This is a genomic window from Flavobacterium sp. W1B, assembly GCF_047344965.1.
In the GTDB taxonomy this organism is placed as follows: domain Bacteria; phylum Bacteroidota; class Bacteroidia; order Flavobacteriales; family Flavobacteriaceae; genus Flavobacterium.
The window spans coordinates 125,223-145,374 of record NZ_CP178845.1 but is presented as its reverse complement, the minus strand read 5'-3'; the positions used below and the strand labels follow the sequence as shown (position 1 = coordinate 145,374).

Sequence of the window (20,152 nt, the reverse complement as noted above, 5' to 3'; positions counted from 1 at the left end):
TGATTTTTAGTTGATTAATATTTTTTTTGCTTTTTGTAAGCTTTATAGTTAGTTTTTTTTAGTGGTATGTTATAGTTTTAGCAAAAAAATAGTGATAAAATAATTTTTTATTGGTTTTGTGATAATTATAAATAAACTAAATATATGGGAGAAGTTGTTGGGATGTTGAATGACATCGTTTGGAGTAATGCCTTAATTGTTTTGTGTTTAGGAACAGGGCTTTATTTTTCTTTGAGAACTAAATTTTTGCAAGTGCGACATATTAAAGAAATGTTTCGATTGTTGTTTGATGGTGAAAGTTCAGAGTCGGGAGTTTCTTCTTTTCAAGCTTTATCTATGTCTTTAGCGGGTAGAGTAGGTACAGGGAACATTGCCGGAGTAGCTACTGCTATTGCTTTTGGTGGTCCGGGAGCTATGTTTTGGATGTGGTTAGTAGCTTTTCTGGGGGCTAGTACCGGATTTGTGGAGGCTACCTTGGCTCAAATTTATAAAGAAAAACATTTGGGACAGTTCCGAGGAGGTCCTGCGTTTTATATAGAGCGTGGATTAGGAATGAAATGGTTTGGTGTTTTGTTTGCCATAGTTTCGGTTATTTCTGCGGGTTTATTGTTGCCAGGAGTTCAGGCAAACTCGGTTGCCGAGGGAATTAAGAATGCTTTTAATCTTGATACTTGGATTACAGGAATAGGTGTTGTTCTTATATTTGCCGCTATCGTTTTTGGAGGTGTTAAACGAATAGCAAAATTCACTGAATATATAGTTCCTTTTATGGCAATTGGTTATATTTTAATTGCCTTAGTGATTATAATTGTAGATATTAAACAGCTTCCGGGGGTTATCTCGTTGGTTTTTAAGAGCGCTTTTAATATGGAAGCCGGCTTTGGTGCTGTTTTTGGTTTGGCAATCCAATGGGGTGTGAAAAGAGGAATTTATTCTAATGAAGCAGGTCAAGGAACGGCTCCTCATATTGCTGCTGCGGCAAATGTTTCGCATCCTGTTAAGCAAGGTTTAGTGCAATCGTTTTCTGTTTATGTTGATACTTTATTAGTGTGTTCAGCAACCGGATTTATGTTGTTGATAACGGGGAAATATAATGTTCATAATCCGAGTTTTGGGACTAATGGAGCGACTGAGTTTTTGTATAACGGAGTTCAGAGTCTTTCGGCCGGACCGGGATATACACAAAGCGCCATGGATAGTGTTTTTCCTGGATTTGGTTCTTATTTTGTGGCTATAGCCTTGTTTTTCTTTGCATTCACCACCATATTGGCTTATTATTATATTGCTGAAACTAATATTTCCTACTTGACGAGAAAATTTGAATCTCCTGTTTTTAATTATGTGCTAAAAATAATTATGATGTTGGTGATTATGTATGGTTCTGTCAACCAGGCTAAATTAGCATGGGATATTGGGGATATTGGGGTTGGACTTATGGCATGGTTTAATATTGTAGCAATAATTCTTTTACAAAAACCTGCCTTGGCTGCTTTGAAGGATTATGAAAAACAGCGTAAAGCAGGAAAAAATCCTATGTTTAATCCGGAAGATATTGGGGTTACAAATGCACATATTTGGAACACTATACATAAAAACAAAGAGCTTTAGTGTTAATGTGATTTATTTTTGAAAGCTTCTGGAGATATGAGTTTTATTCTGTCTCCAGAAGCTTTCATTTTTATAATAAACCAATTAATTATTTAATCTATCTTTGCACCTTCAAAAAAAATGTTCAATACTATAATAAGAACTTTAAACTTTTGAACATTAAACTTTAAACAAAAATAATGATTACAGTTAACGATATTTCAGTACAGTTTGGTGGTACTACGCTTTTTAGTGATGTTTCTTTTGCTATTAATGAAAATGATAAAATTGCCCTTATGGGTAAAAATGGAGCCGGAAAATCAACGCTTCTTAAGATAATTGCAGGTCAAAGCAAACCGTCAACTGGAAATATTTCGGCGCCAAAAGAAGCCGTGGTGGCTTATTTGCCGCAGCATTTATTGACTACTGATGGGGCTACAGTGATGGAGGAAACTTCAAAAGCATTCGGTGAAATTTTCAGTATGAAAGCAGAAATCGACGAAATCAATGAGCAATTGACTATTCGTACCGATTATGAAAGTGATGCTTACATGAAATTGATTGAAAGAGTTTCTGATTTAAGCGAGAAATTCTACGCCATCGAAGAAGTGAATTATGAGGCGGAAGTTGAAAAAATATTAATAGGTTTAGGATTTGTTCGCGAGGATTTTGCCCGCCAAACTTCGGAATTTTCAGGAGGTTGGAGAATGCGAATTGAACTGGCGAAAATCCTTTTGCAGAAACCGGATTTAATTTTGCTTGATGAGCCTACCAACCACATGGATATCGAAAGTATTCAGTGGTTAGAGGATTTCCTTATTAATTCGGCAAAAGCGGTTGTGGTAATTTCGCACGATAGAGCTTTTGTGGATAATATTACCAATCGTACGATTGAAGTGACAATGGGTAGAATTTATGATTACAAAGCTAAATACACTCATTATCTGGAATTGAGAAAAGATCGACGTATGCACCAGCAAAAAGCATACGATGAACAACAACGTATGATTGCAGATAATAGGACTTTTATTGACCGTTTCAAAGGGACGTTTTCTAAGACAGATGCCGTGCAATCTCGGGTTAAGATGTTAGAGAAACTGGTGATAGTACAAGTGGATGAAGTGGATAGTTCAGCATTAAAATTAAAATTCCCTCCAGCGGCTCGTTCCGGACAATATCCTGTAATTGTTAAGGATTTGTCAAAAGCCTATGGCGATCACGTGGTGTTTAAGGATGCTAATATCGTTATTGAAAGAGGGCAAAAAGTGGCTTTTGTTGGTAAAAATGGAGAAGGGAAGTCAACAATGATTAAGGCTATCATGAAAGAAATTGGTATTGATGGCGGAAGTCTTGAAATTGGTCATAATGCACAAATTGGATATTTTGCTCAAAATCAAGCGGCCTTGTTGGATGAAAATGCTACTATTTTTGAAACCATTGACGATATAGCAGTTGGAGATGTCAGAACTAAGATTAAAGATATTTTGGGTGCTTTTATGTTTCAAGGTGATGATGTGACTAAGAAAGTAAAAGTGCTTTCGGGAGGAGAGAAAACGCGTTTGGCAATGATTAAATTATTGTTGGAACCAGTTAATTTACTAATTCTGGATGAGCCTTCGAATCACTTAGACATGAAAACTAAAGATATTATTAAAGATGCCCTTCGTGATTTTGATGGGACTTTGATTTTGGTTTCTCACGATCGTGATTTCTTGGACGGATTGGCGACAAAGGTTTTTGAATTTGGAAACAAGCGTGTTGTAGAACATTTTGAAGATATTAATGGTTTCTTGGCTCACAAGAAAATGGAAAGCATGAGAGAAATAGAGAAGTAAAAAAAGGTTTTAAGACTATATGAAAAAGACGTAATCTAATTACGTCTTTTTTTGTTTTTTGTCAATTAGTGGTGCTTTTATATTGTTAAATTTATAAAATAGTAATTCAAAAATAATGTTAATTGGTTTTTAATCAATAATTTATGGTTTTGTTTTTTGTAACTTGTATTGAGTTTTTGTATTAATGTTTAAAATTTGAAATCATGAAAAAGTTAATTTTAACCGTTTTAGTGTTAATGGCTAGTGTCTTGGTTTTTCCTTTATTTTCCCAAACAGAAACAGAGCCAGTTGCTTTAGGCTTGCCTGGCGATAATTTTAATCTTTATGCTGTGTTAGATGTTTTTCAAAAATCAAAAACATTAGAGGAATTTGAAAGAGAGATAAACGATAGAGAGAATAACATCAATAATTTGGATTTAAATAATGATAATTATATTGATTATATAGGGGTGGTAAGTCATAAGGAAGGAAATACAAACTTAATTGTGCTTAGAGATATAATAAATGATAGGGGATTTCAAGATGTTGCGGTTATAGAGGTTACCAAAACAAATGGAGGTGCGGTTTTTATTCAGATTATTGGTGATGAAGATTTGTATGGGGAGGATTATATAATTGAGCCCTCAGGAGCAATTTACACTACAAGAACACCAAATCCTGGTTATGTGTATCCGGATGGCTATTCGATTAGTGGCCTAAGAGGAGACTTCGATTTCTATATTAATGATTGGCCTATTGTTATTAATTTGTTCACGCCTTCATTCAGGGTTTATATTTCCCCTTGGTATTGGGGATATTACCCTTCATATTGGCGTCCTTGGTCTCCAATTTTTTATTACAATTATTGGAGTTTTAATCATCATTATTACCAGAATAATCTTTATCGTAGAAATGTATCTGTGAGATATCCGAGTTATTATTCTAATTATGTTAAAAGAAGAAATGTTTCGCCAATAGTGAATGATTATAGAAGAAGCGGTACCTATGATCGGACTTATGAGGGTAGGACTTTTAAACGCCCGACAACGCCAACAAGACCGCAAGGAGAATCTTCAAGAAGACCTGGAAATCAACAGACGACAAGACCGCAAGGAGAATCTTCAAGAAGACCTGGAAATCAACAAACGACAAGACCACAAGGAGAAGCTTCAAGAAAACCTGGAAATCAACAAACGACAAGACCGCAAGGAGAATCTTCAAGAAGACCTGGAAATCAACAGACGACAAGACCGCAAGGAGAAGCTTCAAGAAAACTTGGAAATCAACAAACGACAAGAACACAAGGAGAATCTTCAAGAAGACCTGGAAATCAACAGACAACAAGACCGCAAGGAGAACCGTCAAGAAGATCTGAAAATCAACAGACGACAAGACCGCAAGGAGAATCTTCAAGAAAACCTGGAAATCAACAAACGACAAGACCGCAAGTACAGCCGCAAGTTCGGCAAGAGAATCGACAACCGGCAAGACCACAAGTACAGCCACCAGTTCGGCAAGAGAATCGACAACCGGCAAGACCGCAAGTACAGCCACCAGCTCGGCAAGAGAATCGACAATCGGCAAGGCCACAAGGACCACCTTCAGCTAGACAAGAGAATCGACAATCAGCAAGGCCACAAGGACAGCCTGCTAGGGAAGCTAAGAAGTCGAATCCTCCAGAAAGGCAAAATTAGCTTTGCTTAAGTTATAACGAATTTAAAATTTATAAAAAAAGAGGCTTCATTATTGATGAAGCCTCTTTTTTTATAATCTAATTCCGGGTGGTAACAATTCTTTGTAAGTTGGGTTTTTCTTAAAAAACATAACTATTTTGGGTAATATTGGGACTACTTTCCATTTTTTTTGGATGACAAGATCCATAATTTTGGATAAAAGTTGAGAAATGAATTCCTCATTGTCAAAATGCTCAGGAGTGTTGATCTTTGTTAAAAATATCTTTTTTTCCTGAAATGAATATTCAACCGAAACTAATCCTTCTTCGGCTGTTGCTTCGAATTGTCTTGCAAAAGTATTGTCTTTTATTTCCATGTCGATAGGCTACTTCATGTAGCTTGTTTGAGAAAAGTTGTAATTTGAATATTTCTAAATAGAAAATGTTTATAGATGAGTCTAAAGAAAAATATTTCTGTGGTTTTATCTTGAGATAAAATATTTGCAAAGATACCGATTTGGTTTTCAATATCAAACGTTTTTGGGGTTGGTCTTGAAATGATATGTTTCTTGTTTGGATAAGGTAGTGTTTTAGCCGTTTTTTTTTAAAGTAGGTGTCTTTTTATGGCTTTAAATAGTTTCAATTGGATTGTGTTTCTAGATTTTTATTTGTAAAATCATATTGTTTAAATTTAATGTCAATATAATATTGGAATCAAAGCTGGATTCAATAAAAAAAATTAATTTTATAATCAATTCCTGAAATTTAAACGGAATGTCTTTTTTTAAAGTTAAAAACATTTATGAGTAAAATACCAGTTTATTTTATGCCTGGATTAGCCGCAAGCGCCTTGATATTTGAGAGGATTGTGCTTCCTGAGGCTGTTTTTGAAATCCATCTTTTAGAATGGGAAATTCCTCTGGATAAAGAGTCTTTGGGTGATTATGCTAAAAGGATGTCGCAAAAAATTAAGCATGAAAATCCCGTTTTAATTGGAGTGTCATTTGGCGGAATCTTAGTTCAGGAAATGGCAAAATACATCGTTACTAGAAAAGTGATTATCATCTCGAGTGTGAAAAGTAATTTAGAATTTCCTAGAAGAATGAAAATTGCTAAAATTACTAAAGCCTACAAGCTGATTCCGATGAATTTAATTTTGAATTTAGAGAATTTAGCTAAATTTTCTTTTGGAGAGAAAATGAATCATAGATTAAAATTATATGAAAAATTTCTGTCGGTTCGTGATATTGGTTATTTAGAATGGTCTGTAGAAAAGGTGATTATGTGGGACAGAACAGTGGTTGACGAAAAGGTAATTCATATTCACGGTAGTCTGGATGATGTGTTTCCGATAAAATATATAAAGAATTGTATCGTGATCGAGGGAGGTACTCATATCATGATTCTAAATAAATATAGGTGGTTTAATGCTTATTTGCCGGAGATTATTTTGCGAGAAGAAACAAATGAGAACGGATAATTTAGCTATTTCCCAAAAAGGTATAAGTAATGAATTGGTTGACAGAGAGTCAGTTTGTGTGTAAAAAAAAACATCCGCAATTGCGGATGTTTTTTTTATGAAATAGAAATTATATTTTTTTCATCTGTTCTTTCATCATGGTGATTTGTTCTTTCAACATGTTTTGTTTGTCTAGCTTTTTTGCTTCATTCAATAGGGCAGTAGCTTCTAGTTTTCTTCTTCTTGACATGGCCATACCGGCAAGGTTTAATTTGGCAACGGCTAAATCCATGTCCATAGATAATCCTAGTTCAATGGCTTTTTTGAAATATTTTTCTGCCTGATTGATATTAGTTTGCGAAAGCATGATCCCGTGCAGGTAATTAAAATAGCCTTGTTGTTTTTTTACTAAAGCTGTTTCTGGATTTTTGATGAAAGCAAGCCATTTTTTTGCGCCTTCAAAGTCTTGTTTTCTTAATTTTAAGAAGGCAAGTAAGATAAATTCATTTTTAAAGTATAGAAAAATAGGAATTGCAGTCAATAAAATAAGGAAAATTCCATTACCAATATTGTTTTCTGTAAATTGCCAAATACTTGTAATTACGATAAGTCCAGCGATAATAAGTTTGATATTCTTGTTTAACATGGTATGTGTATATTTTGAGATTGCAAAGATAGTAAAAGGAATTAAAAATATTTTTATAAAACTACTTGCTAGGAAAAAAAGTCTTTGTATATTTGCACTCGGTTTTAGAATAACAGTTGTTCTAAAATTAGGAGACATATAAATTAAGATTTTAAAGATACAAAGCAATGAGCAAAAGAACGTTTCAACCATCGAAAAGAAAAAGAAGAAATAAGCACGGATTTATGGACAGAATGGCTTCTGCGAATGGAAGAAAAGTTCTTGCTAGAAGAAGAGCTAAAGGAAGACATAAATTGACTGTTTCTTGCGAACCAAGACACAAAAAATAATGTTTCTATAAACATAATAAAGGCGTTACTTTTTTTAGTATCGCCTTTTTTTATACCTAATCGTTAAAATTAAATTAACATTAGGGGCTAAAGTTCTAAAGTGGAGTAACTTTGAACTAAAAGCACAGACAAAAAGCAACTACACAACACAATAATTATATTACAATGCCAAAAGACACATCTATAAAATCAGTTTTAATAATAGGTTCTGGCCCTATCGTTATCGGACAAGCTTGCGAATTTGATTATGCAGGTTCACAATCTGCACGTTCCATTCGTGAAGAGGGAATTGAAGTTATCTTGATAAACTCAAACCCAGCTACGATAATGACTGATCCTTCTATGGCTGATCATGTTTATTTGAAGCCCTTAACGACCAAGTCGATTATCGAAATTTTAAAAGAACATCCTCAAATTGATGCTGTTTTGCCTACAATGGGTGGACAAACTGCTTTAAACTTGTGTTTAGAGGCTGAAGAAAAAGGAATTTGGGAAGATTTTGGAGTAAGGTTAATTGGGGTTGATGTTAATGCAATTAATATTACCGAAGATAGAGATCAATTTAAAAACTTACTTAAAAAGATAAATGTGCCTACGGCTCCTGCCGAAATTTGTACATCTTATTTAAGAGGAAAAGAAATTGCTCAAGAATTTGGTTTCCCGTTAGTAATTCGTCCATCGTTTACTCTTGGTGGAACTGGAGCAGCTATCGTTTACAAACCAGAAGATTTTGATAAATTATTAACTGCTGGTCTTGAAGCTTCTCCAATTCATGAAGTTTTGATTGACAAAGCTTTGATGGGATGGAAAGAGTACGAATTAGAGCTTTTAAGAGATAAAAATGATAATGTTGTAATTATCTGTTCTATCGAAAATATGGATCCAATGGGAATCCATACTGGAGATTCTATTACAGTTGCACCAGCAATGACATTATCGGATACCACTTTCCAAAAATTACGTGATTACGCCATCTTGATGATGCGTAGTATTGGTAATTTTGCTGGAGGATGTAACGTACAGTTTGCAGTTTCTCCAGATGAAAAAGAAGATATTGTAGCTATCGAAATCAATCCGCGTGTATCTCGTTCGTCAGCTTTAGCTTCTAAAGCGACAGGTTATCCAATTGCAAAAATTGCTACTAAACTAGCTTTAGGATACAACTTAGACGAATTACAAAACCAAATTACAAAATCGACTTCGGCTCTTTTTGAACCAACTTTGGATTACGTAATTGTAAAAATCCCTCGTTGGAACTTTGACAAATTTGAAGGTTCTGATAGAACTTTGGGACTTCAAATGAAATCTGTAGGTGAGGTAATGGGAATTGGACGTTCGTTCCAAGAAGCCTTGCACAAAGCCACACAATCATTAGAAATAAAAAGAAATGGTTTAGGTGCTGACGGAAAAGGATATACGAATTACGAGCAAATAATCGAGAAATTAACCTATGCAAGTTGGGATCGTGTTTTTGTGATTTACGATGCTATTGCAATGGGAATTCCGTTGAGTCGTATTCATGAAATTACCAAAATCGATATGTGGTTCTTGAAACAATATGAAGAACTATATACTTTAGAAAAAGAGATTTCAAATTATAAGATTGCCAATTTGCCAAAAGAATTATTGCTTGAGGCAAAACAAAAAGGATTTGCCGACAGACAAATTGCTCACATGATGGGTTGTCTGGAAAGTGAAGTACACAGCTTACGTGATACGATGAATGTCAACCGTGTGTTTAAATTAGTTGACACTTGTGCCGCTGAGTTTAAAGCAAAGACACCTTATTATTACTCGACTTTCGAAGCTGAAATTGAAAAAGCCAACGGAGAAAAATACGTCGATAACGAAAGTGTTGTTACCGACAAAAAGAAAATCATAGTTTTAGGTTCTGGACCAAACAGAATCGGACAAGGAATTGAATTTGATTATTCATGTGTTCACGGAGTTCTTGCTGCTAAAGAATGTGGTTACGAGACGATCATGATTAACTGTAATCCTGAAACCGTTTCGACAGACTTTGATACTGCTGATAAATTATACTTCGAACCCGTTTTCTGGGAGCATATTTATGATATTATTCAACACGAAAAGCCAGAAGGTGTAATCGTGCAATTAGGCGGTCAAACGGCTCTTAAATTGGCGGAAAAATTGTCTAAATACGGAATAAAAATCATCGGAACTAGCTTTGATGCGCTGGATTTAGCGGAAGACAGAGGGCGTTTCTCTCAGTTGTTAACGGAGTTAGAAATTCCTTTTCCAAGATTCGGAATTGCGGAAACAGCTGATGAAGCTTCGGCTTTGGCTGACCAATTGGATTTCCCTTTATTGATTCGTCCTTCTTATGTATTGGGTGGTCAAGGGATGAAAATTGTAATCAACAAGCAAGAGCTTGAAGAGCACGTTGTAAATTTATTGAAAACGATTCCAGGTAATAAATTACTTTTAGATCATTATCTTGATGGTGCGATAGAAGCCGAAGCAGATGCAATCTGCGATGCTGACGGTAATGTTTACATTATTGGTATCATGGAGCACATCGAGCCTTGTGGAGTACACTCTGGAGATAGTAATGCGACATTGCCTCCGTTTAACTTAGGAGAATTTGTAATGCAACAAATCAAAGATCATACTAATAAAATTGCAAAAGCATTAAAAACAGTAGGTTTAATCAATATTCAGTTTGCGATTAAAGACGATACGGTTTATATCATTGAAGCTAATCCTAGAGCATCTCGTACGGTGCCATTTATTGCAAAAGCATACGGAGAGCCTTATGTAAATTATGCTACGAAAGTAATGTTGGGTCATAACAAGGTAACCGATTTTACTTTTAATCCGCAATTGAAAGGATATGCGATCAAGCAGCCAGTTTTCTCTTTCAGCAAGTTCCCGAATGTAAACAAAGCATTAGGACCAGAGATGAAATCAACAGGAGAAAGCATTTTGTTTATTGATGACTTAAAAGACGACCAATTCTACGAATTGTACTCTAGAAGAAAAATGTATTTGAGCAAATAAGCTTGAATTTTAGATATTGAAAAAGCCACTCGATTTGAGTGGCTTTTTTTGTGTATTTTTTTCAGAAAGAGGTTCATGTTTTCAAAGAAAAGTTCGCCTTAATGAGGAAAAACAGTATTTATGTTTTTAAAGTTTTTTGTTCATTTTGTAGCATTTTGAGTGCTTTTTCTGCTCTTGTTATTCTAGTGTCTTCTTGTTTTGCAGAACCAACCCAGTCACAATATCCTTGTTTGTACGATTTTGCTAATGAGTCGAAAAAATCTTTCGCTTTTTGGTCTTGGTCGATTAAATTTTGAAGTTCCGATGGAATTCCCTCAATATGTTCTCCTTTTTTTAGCATATCATACTAGTTTATTGTTGAATTTTAGTAGGCATTGTACTAATATCCATTAGATTAGTGAAGTTGTGATTTTTGAACAGTTTATCTGCTGTTATAAACGAAATTATAAAAAAAGAAACGTTTTTAGCACCAGAAAAAAGAATATTTTGTTAATAGACTAATCGCTGGTTTTTTGAGCTAGGAGTTAGAAACTTACACCAGTGTGGGATAATAGTAAAAAGTCCCTTTATTGGGACTTTTTTTATAATTGATTTGGTGTAAATTGGGACTTAAATAGCTTTATTATTTTTGACTTTTATCAAAATTTATCATCCAATTGACTCCAAATTTATCTGTAAACATTCCGAAATAGCCACCCCAAAAGGCATCTGCCATTGGCATTCCCGCTTTTCCTCCGGCTGAAAGCGCTGCAAATAATTTATCGGCTTCTTCTTTGCTCTCCGCATTGATAGAAAGTGAAAAGTTATTGCCATATATGGTTTTGCTTCCAAATGAATCAAAACTGTCGCTACCTGATAGGGCTGTTTCTTTGCTAATGGGCAGCGAAACATGCATTATTTTTTCTGATTCGTTAGGAGGACAGCTTTTGCCGTCTGTCATCGGCATGTCTTTGAATCTTCCAAGATAAGAAAATTCACCGCCAAATACTGATTTGTAAAAATTGAATGCTTCTTCGCAATTTCCATTATAAGTGATATAGGTAGTTAATGTTGCCATTGTTGTTGTATTTAAATGTTAGACTGTTTTCTTTTTAGTTTTTTTAAATTTCGATTAATCTTTCTGTATCAAGTATTTCTTGTACCAGGCAATGGCTAAATCGGCTGCTTCTTGTAGTTTTCCGGGTTCTTCGAATAGGTGGGTGGCTCTGGGAATAATTTTCATTTCTTTTATAGATTGCAGTTCGTCAAATGCCATTTTGTTCATCCCGATAACTGGAACATCCATACCGCCAACAATCAATAGGGTTGGAGCTGTTACTTGATTTAAAGTGTTTAAGGCCAGATCGGGTCGGCCACCACGTGATACCACCGCTTTTACACTGTCTCCAAAATAAGCAGCGGCCCGCAACGCTGATGCAGCTCCCGTACTTGCTCCAAAATAACCTATGGCTAAATCCTTTACTTCGTCGTAATTCATAAGCCATTCGGTGGTTTCTATCAGCCGGCTGACTAGTAAATCAATATTAAATCGGTTTTCGTGATTACTGTCTTCCTCTTCAGTCAATAAGTCAAACAATAAAGTGGCTATGTTTTGCTTCTGAATCAATTCGGCAACCATTATGCTTCGGCTACTGAATCTACTGCTGCCGCTTCCGTGTGAGAAGATAACTATTCCGATGGCATTTTTGGGAATTACCAAATCCCCTTTCAATGTAACAGTTGATAAGGGAATGTCAATTTCTAATTTTCTCATGTTGCCCAATTTTAAAATTAGTGATCCTTTTTTTATTTATTCTATTCAATTGGGGCTGTAGTGTTTTAATATCTCAATCACTTCATCATCTTCAACCTGAGGGAACTGATTATAGAATCCCCCGACTCCTCTAAAATAAGATGAGGCAATCAGGCAGATAAATTCATCGGTATGTTCTTCAAATATTTTTACGGTCTCATAAGGAATTACAGGTACCGCGACTATGATTTTTGCAGGTTTCTTTTTTTGTAACATGACTATACTTGCAAGAATTGTATTTCCTGTAGCTATGCCATCATCAATAATAATTATGTTTTTTCCTTTTATATTAATGGGTTTGCGATGATTCATGTAAAGACTGTATTTTTCTTGCAATAACTTTCTGATTCTAATTACTTCTTTTTCTATGTATTGTTTCGGAACTTCAGGATGTTCATCAATGATCATCGAGTCTATAGATACTGCGCCAATGGCAAATTCTTTGTTGTTTGGATGTCCTATTTTTTTGGATAGGATAATATCCAATGGAAGATGTAAGTTTTTGGCAATTATTGCACCTATAGGTACTCCTCCCCTTGGAACAGCGAGAACCACCGAATTGCTGTTTTTGTATTTTTTTAATTTCTCCGAAAGCAACAAGCCTGCCTCAACTCTATCTTCAAGTGTCTCGTCGTACATAACACAATGTTGATGTGATTAATATTAATCCTGACAGATATAAAGATACTGAATTTCAGTTATTTACGATTAAAAAGTGCTAATTTATTTGAGTGTTTTTGCTTAAAAAAAATCATTTCTGTTTCGTAAGCCTTGGCAATTGTCTGCGTTCTAATTTTCTTAGCGAAAATTCCCATAGTTCCCAATTCATTGTTGCCAAATCGTTCCGTTTTTTTAACAGATGTAGTTATTTTAAAATTTATCTGTTGAAGTTGAATTTGTTGGGTTAACTTTTGTGATAATCTCGAGGTTTGTTTATTTTATTGATAACCAGATTTGTACTTTAAATAGCAATTTTTCTGATTCAGCTTTAGGAATGTAATTTAAAAACATCTTGAACATTCCTCTTTTTTTTATCCAAAAATAACTATTTTTAAGTTTTAGAATATTAAAGGCTATTCGCTCCCATTTTTATAGACTAGACAAAAAGTCTAATTTATAAAGAACTCCGCTGCTATCCCTAACGCAGCCTAGTTTTTGATTAAAGAATAGATTTCAAAAAAAAATAATTGCAATGAAAGTATATACAAAACAAACCACTCAACATATAAATGCGAACATCGAAGAATGCTGGGCATTTTTTTCCAATCCGCGCAATTTGCAAAAAATAACCCCTAAAACTATGGGTTTCCAAATCACTGATTTTGATGAGAAATCTATGTATCCAGGCCAAATTATTCAATATAAAGTAATGCCGTTTTTGGGAATAAAATTGTCTTGGGTAACTGAAATTACTTGCGTAAAAGAACGCAGTTATTTTATAGATGAACAGCGTTTTGGACCTTATACGTTATGGCATCACAAACATTTTTTTGAGCCTACTGAAAACGGAACAAAAATGATTGATTTAGTCCATTATGCATTGCCGCTTGGTTTTATTGGGCGTATCGTTAATGCTTTGGTTGTAAAAAACAAACTGAAAGAAATCTTTGAATACAGAGTGGCAAAAGTGAATGAAATTTTTAATTCAAAATAATGGGCAAAAATGAAGTTTCTATTTTTTGGTTTAGACGCGATTTAAGACTCGATGATAATATTGGATTGTTCTATTCTTTGCAATCTAATTATCCGGTGATTCCATTGTTTATTTTTGACGAAACCATTTTGGATAGCTTGCCCAAAGACGACGCCAGAGTAGGTTTTATACATGAATCCTTATCAAAGATTAATGTACAATTAAACGCATTAGGAAGTTCTCTTTTGATAAAAAAAGGAAGGACTCATGAAGTATGGGAAGCCCTTATTCAAGAGTTTGATGTCAAGGAAGTGTTCTTCAATAAAGACTATGAACCTTATGCGATTAAGCGTGACGAAGCCATTTGTGAGTTACTGGAAAGTAATCACATAATTTCTTTCTCATTCAAGGATCAAGTCATTTTTGAAGAGAAAGAAATCACAAAAGCCGATGGTTTACCTTATACGGTTTACACTCCCTATAAAAATAAATGGTTGGAAAAATACCATTCCATCCCGCCGATTCGGGAATATGATTTAACCGATTTTTTTTCTAATTTTTATAAAATTGCTTTTGTTTTTCCTACTTTAGAACAAATTGGTTTTGTAGAAAGTTCTATTAAAGTAAAACCGTATAATTTTGATGGGGTGGCAAATTACCAAGATACACGTGATTTTCCGGCTTTAGACTCGACTTCTTATCTATCGCCGCATTTGCGTTTTGGAACGGTAAGCATACGAAAAATGGTCAATTTTGCAGCAAAAAAGAATGCTATTTTTTTAAGTGAATTAATTTGGAGGGAGTTTTTTATGCAAATCCTTTACAGTTTTCCAAAAGTAGTAACACAGAATTTTAAATCAGCCTATGATGGGATTCAATGGCGTAATAACGAAGAAGATTTCAAGCGTTGGTGTACGGGAACTACGGGTTATCCGATGGTCGATGCAGGAATGCGACAACTCAATGAAACGGGTTATATGCACAATAGAGTGCGTATGGTCGTGGCAAGTTTTCTGTGCAAACATTTACTAATTCAATGGCAATGGGGAGAAGCTTATTTTGCCGAAAAATTGTTGGATTATGATTTGTCTGCCAATGTAGGAAACTGGCAGTGGGCTGCAGGAACCGGCTGTGATGCGGCGCCTTATTTCAGGGTTTTCAATCCGGAGATCCAACTCAAAAAGTTTGACGAAAAAGGGATTTACATCAGAAAATGGATTCCGGAATTTGATTTGGGTTACGGCCAGCCGATGGTCGATCATGCTTTTGCCAGAGAAAGAGCCATTGCGACGTATAAAGCAGGGATTTTGAAATGATTTTGAAACATAGGAGTCATATAAGTTTTTTACCATTATTTCTTAGCACTACTTATCTCTAAAATTAGGACAGTTAAGGATTTATTAGTTATTAAGAAATAAAAAGCTGAATGTCTTAATGTTTTTATTATTTAAAACTTATATGTTTAAAGTTTATTGAATTAATTTATTCAGCATACCATTAAAAATAAATCCATGAAAAGGCCAAACAGAATACCAATATAATTTTCCTAAAATCCCTCGAGGTTGAAAGGTTGCCGATTGGTATAAAAAGTTATTGATAATTTTGAATTCTAACCAAGCCTGGCCGGGCAATTTCATTTCGGCGTATAAGATAAGTTTTCCCTCTTCTTTATTGGCATACAAAACGCGCCAAAAGTCCAAGGCATCTCCTGAATGAATTTCATGTTTGTTGGTTCGTCCTCTTCGGGAGCCGACTCCGCCTGATAATTTATCGATAAATCCTCTAAAACTCCACAGCCAATCTCCGTAATACCAGCCAGTTTCTCCACCGATGGACCAAATTCTTTGAATGGTAAAATCGCGATTTATGATTTCTTTTTTTCTATGGTCAATGAAGCAATTTTTTGTAGGGATGTCTAAATACTGTGAAATGTTGTTTGTAAATCGCCCGCTAACTAAGGAATCTTTCCAGCTCGAAGCTACTTTGTCTTCATCTATCTTTATCAATGCTTTAGACAGCGCTTGCCCATAGGACATGGGTTTTATGTTCAATAACTCATTGATTCTGTTGTCTCTGCAAACCACTTCAACTTTCATGCTGCTGACTAGGGCTGTGGCGAGTTTATAGGAAGTAGAAGTGACAAAATACAGCCAATAAGATGATAATTTTGGAGTCATTACCGGAACGGTAAAAATCCATCTTTTTAAGTTTTTTGCTTTTGCGAAAGCCAAAAGCATCTCTTTGTAAGTGAGGATATCGGGTCCTCCAATGTCAAAGTTTTGATTGTAAGTTGCAGGATTCAATAAGGATTTAGATAAAAACTCCAAAACATCAGTGATGGCAATGGGCTGGCATCTGGTATTGAGCCATTTTGGCGTAATCATAATAGGGAGTTTATCAACTAAATCCCTAATGATTTCAAAAGAAGCGCTTCCAGACCCCACAATTATCCCAGCTCGTAAGGCTGTTAATGCAAAACGGCCTGTGCCTAAAATGTTTTCTACATTTTTTCTGGATAAAAGATGTTTAGAAAGGGTATTGTCATTTACAATTCCCGTCAGATAAATAACTTGTTTCGCGTTAGTATTATTAATTCTATTAACAAAATTGGTTGCAGAGGTACTTTCTAATTCATCATAATTATCAGAAGAACTAGACATAGAATGCATTAGGTAATAGGCAGCGTCAGTAGTATCGGGAATTTTCGATAGGGTTTCCTCTTTTAAGAAATCGACTTCTATTATTTCTACTTTATTTTGAAATTCTTTGGGGTAATAAAACCGATTTTTATCCCTTACACAACAAATAACATCATGACCTTGGGCTATCAAAATAGGTAAAAGCCGCTTGCCGATATAACCTGTCGCACCTGTTAAGAGAATTTTCATCTGTTTTGTTTCAGTATTTAAAGTTAATTTAATTTATTGGAAATTAAGCGAATAAATTCTTTTCTTGTTTTGTCTTTTTTAAAAGCGCCGGTAAAAGAAGAAGTGGTGGTGACGGAATTCTGTTTCTGGATCCCTCTCATCTGCATGCACATATGTTGCGCTTCAATTACTACGGCAACGCCAAGCGGATTTAATGCCTCCTGTATACAGTTTTTGATCTGGTCTGTTAGTTGTTCTTGGACTTGCATTCTTCTGGCAAAAGCATCTACAATTCTTGGAATTTTACTCAATCCAACAATCTTTCCATTGGGAATATAAGCCACATGTGCTTTACCAAAAAAAGGCAACATATGATGTTCGCACATTGAGTACACTTCGATGTCTTTTACAACAATTATTTGCTTGTGGTCTTCTGTAAATAAGGCATCTTTTAATATTTCCAAAGGATTTAATTCGTAGCCATGTGTTAAGTATTGCAAGGCTTTTGCAATTCTTTCCGGTGTTTTTTCGAGTCCTCCCTGTTTATGTTTTCCCCTAAGTTTTCTATTATAGATCTATAATTAGCAGCCAATAATGTTGTTTTTTCAGTATCGTATTGCTCTATTTTCTCGTAACTTTTTGTTTTATTTAATATCATTTTTCTGTTTCTTACTACAATGATGTTTCTAGATTTTAAATGTTACTATGCCGTAATCCATTTCGAATACTTGTCCTGACATGGATTTTGCTTTTTCTGAAATTAGAAAATCGACCATTTCAGCGACCTCTGTGGGTTTCAGATATCCTTTCATCGGATGTCGTTCTACCATGTTTTCTTTCATTCGATCATTTCTCAGGATATTTGCCGAAAGGGAAGTTTCGGTAATAGTAGGGGCAACGGCATTGATTCTTACTACCGATGCCAGTTCGGCGCCAAGAGATTTTACCAGTCCTTCCACACCGGCTTTGGCCGTGGCAATACTCGCATGAAAAGGCATGCCTAGTTTTGCGGCAACGCTACTAAACAAGACTATCGATGGATTAATTCCTTTTTTTAAACCAGGTAAATATTTCTGGATGGTCTTTACGGCGCCAATGACATTGATTTCGAAATCATTTCTGAAATCATCGATACTTAAACTTCCTATGGGTTTCAAATTGATAGAACCTGGGCAGTAAATCAAGGAATCGATGTTTTCTATATCAGGGAGCGTATCTTGTAATACATCAACGGTATAGTGTTTAAGGTTGGGATGGGAAACCTCAGGAGCATTCCTGCTGATATTATGAACCAGATTGCGCTCTAATTGTTCTAGCAAAATAGCGTTTCCAATTCCTTTGCTACCGCCTATGATTACAATATTTCTCATTTTTGATATTTTAAATATTCATTAACCGTAACACTTGCTTTCAAATCAAACATTAGATTGTATAAGCCAAAAAAGGTTCTGTTCATATAAATAAAATGTTTTGAACCACGATTGCCGTTCATCTTTTTGAGATTGGTATCATTGGCAAATCGTTCTCCTAATTTTGCGATATTTTCAAAAAATACTTCATCCGAAAAATCAAATGTAGGGGTTTGAAAAGGTTTGGTAAACAAAGACAATAAATCGTAAAACATCTCAGTGAAATAGATGATTTCTTCCTTGCTGTCGTCAGCTCTGAGGATTTCCAATTCAAATAATTTTTCTCTAAAGAGCTTTTTATTATCAATTACCTCTTTGTTTACAAGTTCAAAATAGGGAATGTAAAAATTATTTGGGATGCTTTTCATACATCCAAAATCAAGTGCAACCAGTTGATTTTTATCGTTTATCAAAAAGTTTCCGGGATGTGGATCGGCATGTACTTTTCTGAGAACATGAATTTGGTACATATAAAAATCCCATAAAGCCTGGCCTATTTTATTCGCGATTTCGGGATCTGAATTTTTAAATTCTGATAAATGAACGCCAGACATCCAATCCATGGTAATTATTTTCTCGGAAGAATATTCAGGATAATACTCTGGGAAAACCAAATTGTCTATTTTTTTGCAAGCAGCAACTACTTCTTGGCTTTGTTTTAATTCCAATAGATAGTTAGTTTCTTCAATCAATTTGTCTTCAACTTCTTTGAAATATTTATCGGAATCTTTTCCCTGAAGGTTGAACATTCTAATGGCAATAGGTTTTACCAAGGCTAAATCAGACGAAATACTATTGGCGACACCGGGATATTGAATTTTTACCGCCAATTTTTTATTGTTTTTTACCGCCAAATGCACTTGTCCAATACTAGCCGCATTGACCGAATTGGCATTAAACTCGTCAAAAATCTCATAGGGTGTTTTTCCAAAATTAGATTTGAAAGTTTTTAACACCAAAGGCGCCGAAAGTGGTGGAACAGAAAATTGAGATAATGAAAATTTTTCAACATAAGCCTGAGGCAAGAAATTCTTGTCCATACTTAACATCTGAGCAACTTTTAGAGCGCTGCCTTTTAGGCTTTTTAAACCATCGTAAATGTCTTCGGCGTTATTCTCATTTAATTTATCCCGAGTTAAGTCCGTATTGACCATTTTTTCGCCGTAATATTTTAAATAGTTTACGCCTATTTTAGCGCCAGTTTGAACCAGTTTTGTTGCCCTTTCAATTTTTGAAGTCGGGATATAATCTATTGTTTTCATTATTTATTTTGTATTTTTTCTGTAAAAATGAATTTCCCAAAATCGATTAGACTGTTTAGGGGAGCCACGTTAATTAACTCGAAACTGAGTTTTACTGATTTTTCTATAAAAATATCTGTTTTTTCAAAAGCGGCTGAACCATCTTCGAGCCAAAATTTTAGGGTGAATAAAAACTGAATCCAAGCGCTTTCTTGAAGTGCTTTTTCTTGAAATTCTTGCATTTTTTCTTGCTGAATCCGAAAATCATCGGTTGTTATCTCGCCAATGAAATTTTTAAAATTGGTTCTCAGAGCTGACAATTGCACCAGGTTTTTCAGCTGATTTCGGTCCTCTTTCAAACTCATACCTACATAACTTCTATTGGCTGCAAGCAATTCGAAAAAAGTAAAATAAAAACTCAGCAACTTGCTTTTCATATCATAGGATTCATAATTAGTGTCTTTATTTAATAATTCGATGGTTTTTTCAAAAAACAATTTGTAGATTTCTTTTTCGATGCTTTCTAAATTTCCAAAGAAATTATAATATTCAGCTTCTGTAAATTCATTTAATTTTGTAAAAAGATATACTGATTTAGGCTTTTCATTGTGTTCTAATGTATAATTCATATACATAGAGACAATAGATTCTTTTGTTATTTTTGATTTCTTAGTTGCCATTT

The 20,152-nt window shown here is 34.7% G+C and carries 18 protein-coding genes and 1 pseudogene; 8 read left to right on the top strand and 11 right to left on the bottom strand.

Annotated elements, in window-relative coordinates; genetic code table 11:
- Positions 1–144 precede the first annotated feature (144 nt).
- The 3 genes from ACMDB5_RS00620 (at position 145) to ACMDB5_RS00610 (ending at position 5,095) form a co-directional block, all read left to right on the top strand.
- A complete protein-coding gene (locus tag ACMDB5_RS00620; protein WP_413999110.1) occupies positions 145–1,608 on the top strand; it encodes an alanine/glycine:cation symporter family protein in 1,464 nt (487 codons plus the stop codon).
- Positions 1,609–1,787: 179 nt separating this feature from the next.
- Positions 1,788–3,422, top strand: coding sequence for an ABC-F family ATP-binding cassette domain-containing protein (locus ACMDB5_RS00615; RefSeq protein WP_413999109.1), 1,635 nt, complete (start codon positions 1,788–1,790; stop codon positions 3,420–3,422).
- A 203-nt stretch (positions 3,423–3,625) separates the two neighbouring features.
- Positions 3,626–5,095, top strand: coding sequence for a hypothetical protein (locus ACMDB5_RS00610; protein WP_413999108.1), 1,470 nt, complete (start codon positions 3,626–3,628; stop codon positions 5,093–5,095).
- A gap of 70 nt (positions 5,096–5,165) precedes the next feature.
- Here the strand turns inward: ACMDB5_RS00610 and ACMDB5_RS00605 are convergent, their stop codons facing one another.
- Positions 5,166–5,450: a GNAT family N-acetyltransferase gene (locus ACMDB5_RS00605; protein ID WP_413999107.1), complete on the bottom strand. Its 285-nt coding sequence runs from the start codon at positions 5,448–5,450 to the stop codon at positions 5,166–5,168.
- Between the two features lie 425 nt (positions 5,451–5,875).
- Between ACMDB5_RS00605 and ACMDB5_RS00600 the strand changes: the two genes are divergently transcribed.
- On the top strand, positions 5,876–6,553 hold the full coding sequence (locus ACMDB5_RS00600; RefSeq protein ID WP_413999106.1) for an alpha/beta hydrolase: 678 nt from the start codon (positions 5,876–5,878) through the stop codon (positions 6,551–6,553).
- Positions 6,554–6,662: 109 nt separating this feature from the next.
- Here ACMDB5_RS00600 and ACMDB5_RS00595 read toward each other — a convergent pair whose 3' ends face one another.
- The gene (locus tag ACMDB5_RS00595) at positions 6,663–7,178 is read right to left on the bottom strand and encodes a DUF2892 domain-containing protein (RefSeq protein WP_413999105.1); all 516 of its coding nucleotides are present in this window, start codon (positions 7,176–7,178) and stop codon (positions 6,663–6,665) included.
- A 167-nt stretch (positions 7,179–7,345) separates the two neighbouring features.
- On the opposite strand from ACMDB5_RS00595, the gene rpmH reads away from it, so the two are divergent.
- Positions 7,346–7,507: a 50S ribosomal protein L34 gene (gene rpmH / locus ACMDB5_RS00590; protein WP_007136275.1), complete on the top strand. Its 162-nt coding sequence runs from the start codon at positions 7,346–7,348 to the stop codon at positions 7,505–7,507.
- A 165-nt stretch (positions 7,508–7,672) separates the two neighbouring features.
- Positions 7,673–10,528, top strand: a complete 2,856-nt coding sequence (gene carB, locus ACMDB5_RS00585; RefSeq protein ID WP_413999104.1) for a carbamoyl-phosphate synthase large subunit — start codon at positions 7,673–7,675, stop codon at positions 10,526–10,528.
- Positions 10,529–10,646: 118 nt separating this feature from the next.
- On the opposite strand, the gene ACMDB5_RS00580 is transcribed toward carB, so the two are convergent.
- From ACMDB5_RS00580 to ACMDB5_RS00565, 4 genes are all read right to left on the bottom strand, one after another.
- Complete coding sequence (locus ACMDB5_RS00580; RefSeq protein ID WP_413999103.1) at positions 10,647–10,868, bottom strand: YdeI/OmpD-associated family protein; 222 nt, start codon at positions 10,866–10,868, stop codon at positions 10,647–10,649.
- Positions 10,869–11,150: 282 nt separating this feature from the next.
- Positions 11,151–11,585, bottom strand: coding sequence for a VOC family protein (locus ACMDB5_RS00575; protein WP_413999102.1), 435 nt, complete (start codon positions 11,583–11,585; stop codon positions 11,151–11,153).
- A 54-nt stretch (positions 11,586–11,639) separates the two neighbouring features.
- Positions 11,640–12,281, bottom strand: a complete 642-nt coding sequence (locus ACMDB5_RS00570) for a dienelactone hydrolase family protein (RefSeq protein WP_413999101.1) — start codon at positions 12,279–12,281, stop codon at positions 11,640–11,642.
- A gap of 45 nt (positions 12,282–12,326) precedes the next feature.
- Positions 12,327–12,959: a phosphoribosyltransferase gene (locus ACMDB5_RS00565; protein ID WP_413999100.1), complete on the bottom strand. Its 633-nt coding sequence runs from the start codon at positions 12,957–12,959 to the stop codon at positions 12,327–12,329.
- A 553-nt stretch (positions 12,960–13,512) separates the two neighbouring features.
- On the opposite strand from ACMDB5_RS00565, the gene ACMDB5_RS00560 reads away from it, so the two are divergent.
- Positions 13,513–13,974 carry an SRPBCC family protein gene (locus tag ACMDB5_RS00560; protein WP_413999099.1) on the top strand — a complete coding sequence of 154 codons (462 nt, stop codon included), beginning with the start codon at positions 13,513–13,515 and terminating at the stop codon, positions 13,972–13,974.
- Entirely contained in the window at positions 13,974–15,269 is a 1,296-nt protein-coding gene (locus tag ACMDB5_RS00555) for a cryptochrome/photolyase family protein (RefSeq protein WP_413999098.1), read from the top strand. Before ACMDB5_RS00560 ends, ACMDB5_RS00555 begins: the two co-directional genes overlap by 1 nt.
- Positions 15,270–15,422: 153 nt before the next feature.
- On the opposite strand, the gene ACMDB5_RS00550 is transcribed toward ACMDB5_RS00555, so the two are convergent.
- The 5 genes and pseudogenes from ACMDB5_RS00550 to ACMDB5_RS00530 all read right to left on the bottom strand — a co-directional run bounded on the left by ACMDB5_RS00550 (position 15,423) and on the right by ACMDB5_RS00530 (position 20,150).
- Positions 15,423–16,841, bottom strand: coding sequence for an SDR family oxidoreductase (locus tag ACMDB5_RS00550; RefSeq protein WP_413999097.1), 1,419 nt, complete (start codon positions 16,839–16,841; stop codon positions 15,423–15,425).
- 23 nt (positions 16,842–16,864) lie between these two features.
- A pseudogene (gene folE / locus ACMDB5_RS00545) lies at positions 16,865–17,478 on the bottom strand (GTP cyclohydrolase I FolE).
- A gap of 28 nt (positions 17,479–17,506) precedes the next feature.
- Positions 17,507–18,190, bottom strand: a complete 684-nt coding sequence (locus ACMDB5_RS00540) for an SDR family NAD(P)-dependent oxidoreductase (RefSeq protein WP_413999096.1) — start codon at positions 18,188–18,190, stop codon at positions 17,507–17,509.
- Positions 18,187–19,491, bottom strand: coding sequence for an ABC1 kinase family protein (locus ACMDB5_RS00535; RefSeq protein WP_413999095.1), 1,305 nt, complete (start codon positions 19,489–19,491; stop codon positions 18,187–18,189). The genes ACMDB5_RS00540 and ACMDB5_RS00535 overlap by 4 nt, the downstream gene beginning before the upstream one ends.
- Positions 19,491–20,150 (bottom strand): TetR family transcriptional regulator C-terminal domain-containing protein, encoded by a 660-nt coding sequence (locus tag ACMDB5_RS00530; protein WP_413999094.1) that lies wholly within the window; start codon positions 20,148–20,150, stop codon positions 19,491–19,493. The genes ACMDB5_RS00535 and ACMDB5_RS00530 overlap by 1 nt, the downstream gene beginning before the upstream one ends.
- Positions 20,151–20,152 lie beyond the last annotated feature (2 nt).